This is a genomic window from Blastococcus sp. SYSU DS1021 (assembly GCF_054050995.1).
Window position 1 is genome coordinate 1 of record NZ_JBJHAL010000025.1, and the last position, 13,064, is coordinate 13,064.

The following is a 13,064-nucleotide window of genomic DNA, read 5'->3' on the forward strand; positions in this document are numbered from 1 at the left end:
GCGTGTGGGCGGCGGGGACGGCGGAGCCGGCCGGGCCGGCGATGACCTGGACCGATGACACCGCCGGTCTGCAGGTGGCCGGTTCGGTGGGTCTGACCGCGCACCGGCCGGGCAGCAGCACCGCGGCCACCGCGGTGCGGTTCGGCGGGATCACGGTGACCGCGCTGGACTGACCGCGAGCCCGGAGCCGTCCGTCACCCCGTCCGGGTGACGGACGGCGCCGTCCGCGCCGAGCAGCACACGACCTCGGAGAGGATTCCACCGTGACGGGGGTGCGAGAACTGCTTCGGCGTCCGGTCAGCGGCGCCCTGGCCGGGCAGGCCACCGCAGCGCTCGCGGGGCTGGTGCTCCAGGTCGCCGCCGCCCGTGAGCTCGGTGCCGCCGGGCTGGCGACGTTCTCCCTGAGCTATGGGGGGCTCGTGCTCGCGACGGCGGTCAGCAGCGGCCTGGTGGGTACCGGCCTGACCATCCTGGATCGCCAGGAGCCGCGGGTCAGGGCCGGCCTGCACGTGTGGACCGTCCTGATCGGCCTCGCCGTCGGGGCCGTCGGTGTGCTGGCGGCCGGCTGGAGCCAGGCCGTCCCTCCGTGGGCCGTTCCGGTGGCCGGCGCGGCCTGCGCGGCCTTCATCGCCGAGGACACCCTCCGCCGGCTGCTGATGGCGGCCGGGCGCTTCTGGTCCCTCCCCGCCGTGGATCTGACCAGCCTGGTCCTGTCGGTCGGCGTGCTCGCCCTCGCCGGCCTCACCGGCGACATCTCTCTCGCGGCGTTCGTCGTCGCGGTCCTCATCGGGCAGAGCGGCGGGGCGCTCGTGGCCTGGTGGTGCCTGCCGGCCGGCGAACGCCCGCGCGGGCCGTGGCGGCGTCCGGCGCTGCGTGCCGTCGCCTCCTTCGGCGTGTGGTCGGCCATGACGCAGACCATCCGGCCGGCTTCGCTCACGCTGTTGCGCATCCTGCTCATCGCCGTGGTCGGCGCGGCCGCGTACGGCCCGGTGGAGATCGCCCGGGTCTACACGGCACCGACGCTGCTCGTGGTCGCGGGCCTGGGGTCGTTCCTGCTGCCGCAGTTCGCGCGGTTGCGGCACCGCGGGCTGCCGGTCGGCCTCCGGGTCGCCGACCGGGCCGCCGCCCTCCTCACCCTCGGGACGGCGGTGCTGGGCGGGCTGGGGCTGCTGCTGCTCCCCTGGCTGGGCGACCTGGTGACCGACGGCAGCTACCCGGTCCCCGCAGCGGCTGTGGTGGCCTGGACCGGGTACGCGATGACCGCCGCCGTGGCGCTCCCGTACGGCTGCCTGGCCATGGTGCACGGCGGGCAGCGCCGGGTACTGGCGACGCGGACCTGGGAGCTGGCCTCGCTGGTCATCGCCGCGCTGCTGGTCATCCGTCTCGACGGCGGCGAGGTCTGGGCTCCGCTGGCGCTGGCCGTCGGCCCGGCCCTCGCCGCGGTCGTCCTCCGGCGCTCGCTGCTGGTGCCGACCGCCAGCGAGGAGGCCGCACCCACGCCCGACCCGGCGCGGGCGTGACGACGCGGCCTCGCGGGCCGCGCGGAGGTGGCGCGGGTGGCCCTCACCCTTTCGGGCCGGGAGGTCTGTCGGCGTGCCCGGCCGTGCCGAAGACTTGAGCAGGCGCTCTCTCCGGAGCGTCCCCGTCGCTCAAGGAGAAGGTCGTCGTGCGCACTGACAGGGAACGCGGGAGCCGGCCTCTGGGCTCGGTGCTCGCGGGGCCAGCCTTCCGGGCCAAGTCCGCCACCGTCCGCCGGCGCAGCGGCGCCTTCCTCCACGAGCTGATGGAGCACCAGACCCTGGCACCGGAGGCCCTGCGCGACCTGCAGTGGCAACGCGCGACGCGGCAGCTGCGGTGGGCCACCGAGGCCACCACGTTCTACCCGTCCTTCTACGCCCGCCACGGGGTCGACGTCTCCGCCGTCCGGAGCTGGGACGACTGGGAGGCGCTCCCGATCCTCGACCGGACGACCGTCAAGGAGAACTCCGCCGGCTTCCTGTCCACGGAGGCCCGTCGCGGCACCGTCCGCGAGGCGCTGACCGGCGGCAGCACGGGGCAGCCGCTCCAGACCAAGCACGACGCCCGGGTTCCGTCGCTGGCGCTGGCCTGGCGGATGTACTCCTGGTGGGGCGTCCAGCCGTGGGACAACCTCGCGCGGGTGGCGCGGTGGGGTTTCGGCCGGCTGGACGCACTGAAGAACGACCTCCTGTGGTGGCCCAGCCGTCAGACCTACCTGGACGCCGCGCTCCTGAGCCCCGAATCGATGCACACCTTCCACCGCCGGCTCTGGGCGACGCGCCCGGCGCTCCTCGAGGGGTACGTCGGGTCGATGCTCGAGTTCGCCGACTTCCTCGAGCAATCGGGCCTGCGCGTGCCCCCGCTGACGGCGGTCGCGACGACCGCGGCGCCTCTCACCTCGTCGGCCCGCCGCCGGCTGGAGTCCTCCTTCGATGCCCCCGTGTACGACGAGTACCGCGGATCGGAGTTCGGCTGGATGGCCGGCGAGTGCCGGGAACGCAACGGCCTCCACACCTTCGCCGACGTGCGCCTCATCGAGGTGGTCGACGACGAGGGCCGCCCCCTTCCGCCCGGGGAGGTCGGGCACCTCGTGCTCACCGACCTGACCAACCGGGTGTTCCCGCTCATCCGCTACCGCCTCGGGGACCGTGGGGCGCTGACCGGCGAGCCGTGCGCCTGCGGGGTCACGCTGCCGATGATGCGCCAGCCCGACGGCCGATCCACCGACGTGCTGCGGCTGCCGAGCGGCCGATCGCTGAACCACCGCCTGATGGCCATGTTCAGCAATCACCCGGACAGCGTGCGGCTCTTCCAGATCCACCAGCGTGCCGACTACTCGATCGTCGTCCGGGTCGTCCTCGGTCCGGGCCCCGACAGCGCACGGCACGTCGAGGCGGCCGTCGAGGGGCTCCGCCGGCGCATCGAGGACGAGGTGCAGGTCACCACGGAGTACGTCGACCACCTACCGTTCACCGGCGGAAAGATCAAGTACGTGGTGTCGGATCTCGCGCCCGCCGTCCCCGGGACGGCGGTCACGCCGGCCGGCTGATCAACCGGCCGGCGCGGTCGCCACCGGCTCCCGACGACCTCGGCGGGACGACGGGGCGCGCCCCCGTCGACGGTCAGCGCAGCGCGAGCCGCTGCACCACCGCGGCGCGGATGCGGCCGACGACCTCCGGCCACGTCGGTACGTGCACCATCGGGCCCTGGCTCGGCGGGCCGGTCAGCTCGGTCCGCACCGCGGCCGCCAGCGCCTCGGGGTTGCGAGGGTCGGCGAAGGTCGCGGTCGGCGCCAGCTCACGGAAAGCCGGGATGTCGCTGAGCACCACGGGGGCGCCGGCGAGGGCAGCCTCGACAAGCGGCAAGCCGAACCCCTCGTCGAGAGACGGGAAGACGAAGAGTCGGCAGTTCTCGTAGAGCCAGGCCAGTGCGCCGTCGTCCACACCGCCGACGAAGCGGATCCGGGGATCGTCCGAAAGCACTCCGACGGCCTTCCCGTCGGGTTCGCCGACCACGACCAGCGGTCGCTCGGCGCTGACCAGGCCCTCGCTGAGAACGGCGTGGACGAGCCGGCCCACGTTCTTGCGCACGTTGAGCCGGCCCACGCACAGCAGGAAGCTCCCCGGCGTCAGGCCCAGCCCCGGGTCGGCGGCCCGGCGGCTGCGGAGCGACTCCGGGAAGCTCAGTCCCACCGGCACGACCTTGCCGGCCAGCGCAGGCCGGACGCGGGCGATGCGGTCGGCTTCTGCCCGCGTCGACGTCAGCACGAGGTCGGCGCGCCGGGCCGACCACGGCATCCCGGCGAAGTAGGCCCGCTCGACACGGGTGAAGAACTCGGGGTGGTCGTCGAACATCAGGTCGTGGATGAAGGTGGCGCGCAGCGCCCGGCTCCGCAACGGGGTGAAGTTCTGGGCGAGCACGACATCTGCGTCGGCGGCCGTCCCCAGCTCGGTCAGCACGCTGATCCCGTGAGGTGAGCGGTGCACCGGGACCACCCTGACGGGCGCATCGCCCACGAGTTCGCGCGCCTGTTCCAGGTGTCGGCGCGGCACGGCCACGGTGAGCTCGTCCTCGGGGTAGACCGCCGGCCAGGTGCGGACCAGCGAGTCCACGACCCGTCGTCCCGACGGTTGACCCGCCACCCACCAGTACGCGTCGAGCAGCACTCTCACCGGGCCGCCACCTCCGTCCGTCGCACCGGCACGCCCGCCGGGTCATCCCTCAGCCGGTGCCGGGATCCGCCTTCGACCAGCAGGGACACCGCCATGAAGCAGAGAAAGGCCGGCGTTGCGTCGAACAGGCCGCTCTCGACCGGGCTCCGGCCGAGGAGGAACGCCAGCAGCCCCAGGAACAGCGCCCGGTGCGCCCGCGGGGCCCGCAGGGCACCACGCAGCACCCACAACACCCAACCGGCGGAGAGGGCGACGCCGAGCAGCCCGCCCTGCACGAGCGCCGAGACCCAGCTGCTGTCCAAGGGCTGCTGGTCCCACCACTGGCCCCTCACCTCGATCACCTTCACCGACAGCCCACCGCCGAACAAGCGCTGCCACAGCGTGTCCGCCCACGTGTCCGCTGCATCCCAGGCGATGAAGCGGGACTCGAGGGTGCTGATGCCGGTTCCGTCGCGGGTCGCGAACGCGCCCAGCGCGCCTGTGGCGACCGCCACGACCGTGCCGACCGCGGCCAGCAGCAGCCCGCCCACCACCAGCCCGACCGGTGCCCGCCGGAGGTGCAGCGCCACCACCACGAGGCCGAGCATCAGCATCAGCAGCCCGGTCCGAGAGCCGGTCGCCCAGACCACGGCCAGCGCGGCCGCGGCGGCGACGGCGCTGCCCGGACCAGCCTTCCCGAGGACCACGTGCCACGCGGCCACGAGGGCCACGATGCCGGCCAGCAGGGCCAGCTCGTTGGGGGTCAGCGGTGGGATCCCGCCTGCCAGCCGTCCGGTGGCGGCGGTGGGCAGCCCGGTGACCGTCGCGGCGAGCGCCACGATGCCGCAGGCCTGGCCCAGCGCGGTGATGACCTCCTCGACCGATGCGGAGCGGAGCAGGAAGACGACCGTGAGCCCGAGCATCGCCACCCGGACGGCGACCGTCGCGCCGACCAGGAACGTGCCGGCCGTGAACGCGCCGAAGACCGAGCCGGTGAGGACGGCCGCGAGCACCCACACCGTCCCGGTGCCCAGAGGTCGACGCGGACTGCTCCCCGCCGCGAGCACCGCCAGTGCCAGGGCCACCACGATGACGAGCGCCTTGCCGACGACCACGGGGTCCAGCGAGCCGGCGAAGTACTGGCCCCGCCGCCAGCCCACCGTGCCGGTGAGCAGCAGGAGCGCGATGACCAGGCGGCCGGCCGGACCGGCGAGCGGTAGCGGCCAGAGGTCGCTCACCGCTGCGGCGGGCGCGGGGCCGGTGCCCCGGGCGCCGCGGCGCCGGCGGTGACCGCCGTGACGGTCGCAGCCTCCGTCGGTGAGGCGCCGCGGGGCGGCACGGCGCGGACCTCGGCGGAGGGCGGGCCGTCGGGCGCCGACCGGGTGCGGTGGTCGATGAGGGCGATGGCGAGCGGGTGGAGCCCGACGTGGCCGAGGATGCGCCGCAGCTCACGCAGCTCCGCGCGAGCCACCTGACCGGCCGGGATGACCAGGACGACGTCGTCGGAGCGTTCGGTGGCTTCCCGCCACTCCCGCAGCGGCGCCATCGGGTCGGCCACCTCGAGCCGGACCCGTGCGTCCTCCCCACCCCCGGCGGAGCAGCCGACCGCTACGGACATGCCGCGGCCGCGGAGCACCGCGGCGACGTCCTCGGCGAACTCCAGCGGCGCCAGAGCCTCGGTGGGCGCCGGGCAGAGCAGCAGCACGTGCACCGGTCCTTCCTCGGCGGCGGCTTCCAGGCGGCGGGCGAGGAGCACGGCGGGCCGTCCGGTCAGAGCGCTGCGCCGGGCGCGGCCGGTCAGCGGTGCGAGCACCTCCACCGTGCCGTCCCCCGGCCAGGCGCGTGCGGCGTCCTCGGCCGTGTGCACGGTGTCGTCGAGCCGGTCGCGGACGATCGCGCCGGCCAGCCCGAGGAACAGGCCGACGACCAGTCCGAGCCCGACCAGGTGGGAGGCCACCGGGGCCACCGGGGCGACCGGCGCGTTCGCGGGGTCGGTGACGGTGAGCTCGACGGGCCGGTTGCCGGACGACGGCGTCTCCAGTTCCTCGACCACCTCGGTGAACTGCGCGGCCACGGCGTTGGCGATCGCCGCCGCACGTGCCGGATCACCGCCCCGCACGGCGATCTCGACCTGCGAGGTGTCCCGCGGGTTGGTCGCCGAGATACTGGCCCGCAGCTCGCGGACGCTCTCGGCCAGCTCCAGCTGGTCGGCGACCGGGCCCAGCACGGCCTCGCTGATGACGACGTCGGGATAGCTCTTGATCCGCTGGTTGATGAACGAGGCGCTGTTCGGGATCGAGGGCGAGACCGACGCGAACACCTGGGCCGTGGCCTGGTAGGTCGAGGGCGTCAGGACGAGGACCAACGTGCCCAGCAGGGCGCCCAGCACCGTGGTCCCCACCCAGACCGGCCACCGCCTGCGCAGTGCAGCGAGGTAGTCGTGCAGTTCCACGTCGGTCGCTCCTCACCGTGCCGGCGCCGCACGCCGGTGGCCGGGGGCGGACTCCGGCCGTCCGGGTCGTCTGTCCGGGCCGACGTTAGGTTCGGGCGGCAGGCCGGGACAGGGGACGACCGGTCCGGATCACCCCATGGGGGCACCGGCCGGCCGACGGCCGCCAGGCACGGCGCCCGATGGGGTGAACCCCCCTCCGGAACTCACAATGCGTCACCTCCATCGGGCTAGCGTCGGGGCTCGGCAGCAGCTCACCGCGATATTCGATGAGCTCTCTGTCACGCAATGTGACCGGCAGCCGCCGATGACGCGCGCCGGACGGACGATCGGGGGATCGCATGACGGTGATCGGCTACGCGCCAGGGGCCTACGACCTGTTCCACGTCGGGCACCTCAACATCCTCCGGCACGCCGCACAGCACTGCGACCGGCTGATCGCCGGCGTCGTCTCCGACGAGATGCTGCTGCAGACCAAGGGGCGGGCCCCGGTCATCCCGCTGGCCGAGCGCATGGAGATCGTCGGCAGCCTGCAGTTCGTCGACGCCGTGCACGCCGAGGTGGTCCCCGACAAGATCGACACCTGGCGCGAGGTCGGGTTCGACGTCCTCTTCAAGGGCGACGACTGGCGGGGCACCACCAAGGGCCTGAAGCTCGAGCGCGACTTCGCCGAGGTCGGCGTCCGGGTGCACTACTTCCCGTACACGATGCACACCTCCAGCACGATCCTGCGCAAGGCGCTGGCGGCCATCGAGGCGGAGCAGCCGGTGGGCCGGGTGGCCCGCGCCCGCACCTCCTGAGCGGGGCGGCGCCTGTCGGGGGTGCCGTCTAGCCTGGGGAGCGGCCCCGGCCGCACTCGGCGGTCCGTGCGAGGCCGGACAACCTCAGGAGAAGAAGAAGCGTGACCCTGCGCGGCGTGCTCGACGTCGTCCTCACCGACCCCGGCATGGCCCGCGTGGTCGCCTCCGCCGGGAGCGCCGAGCTCGCCGTCACCGCACCACCGACGGTGCAGCCGCTGGTGGCGGCCGCCCTCGCCGCACCGGCGCCGGGCGCCGGCGTGCCCGTCCTCGTCGTCACCGCGGGGGAGCGCGACGCCGACGCGGCCGCCGACCTGCTGCGCTGCTTCGTCCCGGGCCGCCGGGTGGAGGTCTTCCCGGCCTGGGAGACGCTGCCCCACGAGCGGCTCAGCCCGCGCGCGGACACCGTCGGCCGGCGGCTGGCCGTGCTGCGGGACCTCACGCACCCGGGGGAGAACGGTGCGATCGACGTCCTCGTCGCCCCGGTCCGCAGCGTGCTCCAGCCGCTGGCCCCCGGGCTCGGTGACCTGGTGCCGGTCGAGCTGAAGCCCGGGGACTCGGCCGAGCTGGACGACATCGCCCAGGCGCTCTCCGACGCCGCCTACACGCGCGTGGAGCTGGTCGAGAAGCGCGGCGAGTTCGCCGTCCGCGGTGGCCTCCTCGACGTCTTCCCGCCCACCGAGCCGCATCCGGTGCGCGTGGAGTTCTGGGGCGACGAGGTCGACGAGCTGCGGTACTTCTCCGCCGCCGACCAGCGGTCGCTGGACGAGCGCCCCGAGCGGCTGTGGGCCCCGCCGTGCCGCGAGCTGCTGCTCACCGAGGAGGTGCGCGCCCGTGCCGCCGCGCTGGCGGTCGAGCACCCCGGCCTGATCGAGGTCCTGGGGAAGCTCGCCGAGGGCATCGCCGTGGAGGGCATGGAGTCGCTGACCCCCGCCCTCATCGGCGACGCGGCCATGCAGCTGCTCACCGACCTGGTGCCCGCGGGCACGCACGTCCTGGTCTGCGACCCCGAGCGGGTGCGCAGCCGGGCGGCCGACCTGGTGCGCACCGCGGAGGAGTTCCTCGCCGCCTCGTGGGCGACCGCCGCCGAGGCGGGGGAGGCGCCGCTGGACCTGGGCGCGTCCTCCTTCCGGGACCTCGCCGACGTCGAGGCCGCGGCCCGCGGCCGCGGCCTGCCCTGGTGGACCACCGGCGCCTTCACCCTGCAGGCCGAGGACGACGAGCGGCAGGTGACCCTCGACGCCACACCCGTCGAGCGCTTCCACGGCGACCAGGGCGCCGCCGTCGAGCGCATGCGGGGCTGGCACCGCGACGGGTGGCGGGTCGTCGTCACCTTCGCCGGCCCCGGCCCCGCGCAGCGAGCCGCCGACCAGCTCACCGAGGCCGAGCTCGGCGTCCGGCTGGTGCCCGACCTGGCCACCGCCCCCGACCCCGGGCTGACCCACGTCACCCAGGGCAACCTCGAGGCCGGGTTCGCCTTCCCGGGCGTCGGGCTGGCGCTGGTCACCGAGCACGACCTGACCGGCCAGCGCGGCACGACGATGCGCGACGCGGTGAAGATGCCCGCCCGCCGGCGCAACGCCGTCGACCTGGTGCAGCTGCAGCCGGGCGACCTCGTGGTGCACGAGCAGCACGGCGTCGGCCGCTACATCGAGATGATCAGCCGCACCGTCAACGGCGGCCAGCGCGACTACCTGATCGTCGAGTACGCGCCGTCGCGGCGGAACCAGCCGCCGGACCGGCTGTTCGTGCCCACCGACGCCCTCGACCAGCTGACCCGCTACGTCGGCGGGGAGTCGCCGGCGCTGTCCAAGCTCGGCGGCGCCGACTGGCAGAAGACCAAGAGCCAGGCCCGCAAGGCGGTCAAGCAGATCGCCGGCGAGCTGATCCGGCTGTACTCCGCGCGCATGGCGACCCAGGGCCACGCCTTCGGGCCCGACACGGTCTGGCAGCGCGAGCTGGAGGACGCCTTCCCCTTCCAGGAGACCCCCGACCAGCTGGCCGCGATCGACGAGGTCAAGGCCGACATGCAGCAGACGGTGCCGATGGACCGGATCATCTGCGGCGACGTCGGCTACGGGAAGACCGAGATCGCGATCCGGGCCGCGTTCAAGGCGGTGCAGGACGGCAAGCAGGTCGCCGTCCTGGTGCCGACGACGCTGCTGGCCAACCAGCACTTCAAGACCTTCTCCGAGCGGGTCGCCCAGTTCCCGGTGACGGTGAAGGTGCTCTCCCGGTTCCAGTCCGACCGCGAGACCACCGAGATCCTCCGGCAGCTGGCCGCCGGCGAGATCGACATCCTGGTCGGCACCCACCGGCTGCTGCAGCCGACCACCCGGTGGAAGGACCTCGGGCTGGTCATCGTCGACGAGGAGCAGCGCTTCGGCGTCGAGCACAAGGAGTACCTGAAGACGATGCGGACGGCGGTCGACGTCCTGTCGATGTCGGCCACCCCGATCCCGCGCACCCTGGAGATGAGCCTCACCGGCATCCGCGAGATGTCGACGATCCTCACCCCGCCCGAGGAGCGGCACCCCGTGCTCACCTACGTGGGCGCGTGGAACGACAAGCAGATGGCGGCGGCGATCCGCCGGGAGCTGCTGCGCGACGGCCAGGTCTTCGTGATCCACAACCGGGTGCAGTCGATCGACAAGGCCGCCGCGAAGATCCGCCACCTGGTGCCCGAGGCCCGCATCGCCGTCGGCCACGGGCAGATGAAGGAGCACGAGCTCGAGCGGATCATGGTCGGCTTCTGGGAGAAGGAGTACGACGTCCTGGTCGCGACGACGATCGTCGAGTCCGGCCTGGACATCCCGAACGCCAACACCCTGATCGTCGACCGGGCGGACACGTTCGGGCTCTCCCAGTTGCACCAGATCCGCGGCCGGGTCGGCCGTGGGCGGGAGCGGGCCTACGCCTACTTCACCTACGACCCCACCCGCACGCTCACCGAGACCTCGGTCGACCGGCTGACCACCATCGCGAACAACACCGACCTCGGCGCCGGCATGGCGGTGGCGATGAAGGACCTGGAGATCCGCGGCTCGGGCAACCTGCTCGGCGGCGAGCAGTCCGGGCACATCGCCGGCGTCGGCTTCGACCTGTACGTGCGGCTGGTCGGCGAGGCGGTGGCCGACTACCGGGCGCAGGTGACCGGTGAGGAGGCGCCCGCCGAGCCGGTGGAGGTGCGGGTTGACCTGCCGGTCGACGCACACCTGCCGCACGACTACGTGCCCGGCGAGCGGCTGCGCATGGAGGCCTACCGCAAGGTCGCGTCCATCCAGGACGAGGCGCAGGCGCAGGCGGTGCTCGACGAGCTCACCGACCGGTACGGCGCCCCGCCGGCGCCGGTGCTCAACCTGCTGGCCGTGGCCCGCTTCCGGGTGGCTATGCGGGAACTCGGCATCACCGAGGTCTCGCTGCAGGGCCGCACCATCCGGGTCGGCCCGGTGGACCTGCCGGAGTCCAAGCAGATGCGGCTGGCCCGCCTGGCCGACGGCGCCTCCTACAAGGCGGCCGTGCGGACCATCTCGCTCAAGGTGCCGGTCGGCCCCGACCGCCGCACGCCGCTGCGCGACGTCGCCCTGCTGGAGAACCTGCACGCCACGCTGACCGCCGTCCTCGGGGCCCCGGTCGCGGCGTAGCGGGCGCTGCCACGGCCCTGCTGCAGGGGGCCGCGCCGAGCGTGCGAGGCGTGGGGGCAGCAGGGTCCTTTTCGTGGGAGTCTCCCGGCGTGCTGATCCACCGCGCCGCCCGGTCGTGTGCCGCCGTGTCCCTGGCCGTCCTCGCCCTGGCCGGTTGCCGGTCGGCACCGGACGTCGCCGCCTACGTGGGCGAGGAGCGGATCGGCGTCGCCGAGCTCGAGGCGGAGGTCGCCGACCGGCTCGCCGACGCCGGTGTGGCCGCCACCGCGCAGGGGCGTGAGGAGCAGCTCACCCGCCGGGTGCTGGGCCTGCTCGTCGAGGGCGAGGTGCACGACGCCGCGGCCGGGCGCTACGGGGTGCAGGTCACCGACGCCGAGGTGACCCGCCGGATCGAGGAGCTGCTGGGCGACGACGACCCCGAGGCCGTCTACGCGCGGCTCGCCGAGCAGGGCATCGGCCGGGCGGACGTCCGGGAGAGCGTGCGCCAGCAGCTGGTGCGCCAGGAGATCGCCGCCGCCGAAGGGACGGCGGACCCGCTGGACGAGGCTGCCCTGCGGGCCCGGTACCAGGAGGTCCGCGAGGAGCTGGGCCAGATCGAGTTCGGCTACGTCACCGTGCCGGACCAGGCCACCGCCACCGCCGTCATCGCGGAGCTGACCGCCGACCCGGCCCGCTACGCCGCGGTGGCCGCGCGGTTCGCCGGCCCGTACACGCTGCCGGAGCTCGGACGCCGGGCCGCCGACGAGCTGCCGCCCGCGCTGAGCGCGCCGCTGGTCACCGCCGAACCGGGGACGGCGGTCGCGGTCCCGGTGCCCGAGACGGGCGGGGTCGTCGTCGCCTTCCGCGCCGGCACCGTCTACCCGTCCTTCGAGGAGCTGCGGCCGCAACTGGTCGAGGAGGCCGGCGAGCAGGCGGAGGCCTCGGTCCGGCCGCTGCTCGACGAGGTGCGGGCCGACCTCGACATCGCGGTCAACCCCCGCTACGGGACCTACGAGGAGGGTCGGCTGCTGCCCGCCCAGAGCGGGGTGGTCGACCTCCTCGACGATGCGCCGGCGGCTGCTTCGGCAGACTGAGCCGGTGCCCGTCGCGCTCGCCGTCCCCGTCAGCCCCCGCCTGCCCGGCCTGCTGAGCCCCGCCGGGTGGCGGGCGGTCTCCTCGGGGCGCCCGCTGGCTGCCCTGCCCGGGGCAGCCGGCACCGCTGCGGTGCTGCGCGCCGACGGGCTGGCCGTCGCCGAGGTGCCCGACCTCGCCGCCGCCGGCGCCCTGGCCGGCGACGTCGTCCTGCTGGTCCCCGCCGGGGAACCGGTCCCCGGTGCGGAGCTCGTCGCCGCAGCCCCGGAGCCCGCCGGGGTGCGGCTGCTGGACGTCGTCGCGGTCATGGACCGGCTGCGCTCGCCCGGCGGGTGCCCGTGGGACGCCGAGCAGACGCACGCGTCGCTGCGCGGGTACCTGCTCGAGGAGGCGCACGAGGCCTACGACGCGATCGTCGACGACGACCCGGCCGCCATGCGCGAGGAGCTCGGCGACGTGCTGCTGCAGGTGGTCTTCCACGCCCGCGTCGCCGCCGAGGCGGGGGAGCAGCGGCGCTTCGACGTCGACGACGTCGCCGGTGACCTGGTCGACAAGCTGGTCCGCCGGCACCCGCACGTGTTCGGCGACGCCGGGCCGCGCGATGTCGCCCAGGTGGAGGCCGGCTGGGAGGAGATCAAGAAGGCCGAGAAGCAGCGCCGCTCGCCCACCGAGGGCGTCTCCCGCTCGCAGCCCGCGGCGTCGTGGGGCGCGGCCCTGGTGCGCCGGGCCGGTCGGGCGGGGCTCCCCACGCCCGAGCCGGCCGAGCTGGCCGACGCGAGCCCGGAGGCGCTCGGCGAGCGGCTGCTGGCCGTCGTCGCCGCCGCCGAGGCGCGCGGGTGGGACGTGGAGGACGCGCTGCGGGAGGCGGTGCGCCGCTACGCCGGCGAGCTCGACGCCGCCGCGACCCGACCCGACCGGGGGACGTCGACCTGAC

Annotated in this window: 9 protein-coding genes; 6 read left to right on the forward strand and 3 right to left on the reverse strand. The window is 74.6% G+C overall.

Features of this window, described 5'->3' with window-relative positions:
* The first annotated feature begins 263 nt into the window (after nucleotides 1-263).
* Together ACI8AP_RS16935 and ACI8AP_RS16940 are read left to right on the forward strand one after the other, a co-directional pair.
* Entirely contained in the window at nucleotides 264-1,520 is a 1,257-nt protein-coding gene (locus ACI8AP_RS16935) for an oligosaccharide flippase family protein (RefSeq protein ID WP_456590525.1), read from the forward strand.
* A 146-nt stretch (nucleotides 1,521-1,666) separates the two neighbouring features.
* Nucleotides 1,667-3,067, forward strand: a complete 1,401-nt coding sequence (locus ACI8AP_RS16940) for a phenylacetate--CoA ligase family protein (protein ID WP_456590526.1) — start codon at nucleotides 1,667-1,669, stop codon at nucleotides 3,065-3,067.
* 73 nt (nucleotides 3,068-3,140) lie between these two features.
* On the opposite strand, the gene ACI8AP_RS16945 is transcribed toward ACI8AP_RS16940, so the two are convergent.
* The 3 genes from ACI8AP_RS16945 to ACI8AP_RS16955 are packed head-to-tail and all read right to left on the reverse strand — an operon-like array spanning nucleotide 3,141 to nucleotide 6,621.
* Nucleotides 3,141-4,190: a glycosyltransferase family 4 protein gene (locus tag ACI8AP_RS16945; protein ID WP_456590527.1), complete on the reverse strand. Its 1,050-nt coding sequence runs from the start codon at nucleotides 4,188-4,190 to the stop codon at nucleotides 3,141-3,143.
* Nucleotides 4,187-5,407, reverse strand: a complete 1,221-nt coding sequence (locus ACI8AP_RS16950) for a hypothetical protein (protein ID WP_456590528.1) — start codon at nucleotides 5,405-5,407, stop codon at nucleotides 4,187-4,189. The genes ACI8AP_RS16945 and ACI8AP_RS16950 overlap by 4 nt, the downstream gene beginning before the upstream one ends.
* Nucleotides 5,404-6,621 (reverse strand): YveK family protein, encoded by a 1,218-nt coding sequence (locus ACI8AP_RS16955; RefSeq protein WP_456590529.1) that lies wholly within the window; start codon nucleotides 6,619-6,621, stop codon nucleotides 5,404-5,406. Before ACI8AP_RS16955 ends, ACI8AP_RS16950 begins: the two co-directional genes overlap by 4 nt.
* Nucleotides 6,622-6,959: 338 nt before the next feature.
* Here ACI8AP_RS16955 and ACI8AP_RS16960 point away from each other — a divergent pair, with 338 nt between their 5' ends.
* The 4 genes from ACI8AP_RS16960 to ACI8AP_RS16975 all read left to right on the forward strand — a co-directional run bounded on the left by ACI8AP_RS16960 (nucleotide 6,960) and on the right by ACI8AP_RS16975 (nucleotide 13,063).
* A complete protein-coding gene (locus tag ACI8AP_RS16960; protein ID WP_456590530.1) occupies nucleotides 6,960-7,418 on the forward strand; it encodes an adenylyltransferase/cytidyltransferase family protein in 459 nt (152 codons plus the stop codon).
* Between the two features lie 101 nt (nucleotides 7,419-7,519).
* Nucleotides 7,520-11,059, forward strand: coding sequence for a transcription-repair coupling factor (mfd, locus tag ACI8AP_RS16965; RefSeq protein ID WP_456590531.1), 3,540 nt, complete (start codon nucleotides 7,520-7,522; stop codon nucleotides 11,057-11,059).
* Between the two features lie 89 nt (nucleotides 11,060-11,148).
* The gene (locus ACI8AP_RS16970; protein WP_456590532.1) at nucleotides 11,149-12,132 is read left to right on the forward strand and encodes a SurA N-terminal domain-containing protein; all 984 of its coding nucleotides are present in this window, start codon (nucleotides 11,149-11,151) and stop codon (nucleotides 12,130-12,132) included.
* Nucleotides 12,133-12,136: 4 nt separating this feature from the next.
* On the forward strand, nucleotides 12,137-13,063 hold the full coding sequence (locus tag ACI8AP_RS16975) for a MazG family protein (RefSeq protein WP_456590533.1): 927 nt from the start codon (nucleotides 12,137-12,139) through the stop codon (nucleotides 13,061-13,063).
* The last annotated feature ends 1 nt before the right edge of the window (nucleotide 13,064 follow it).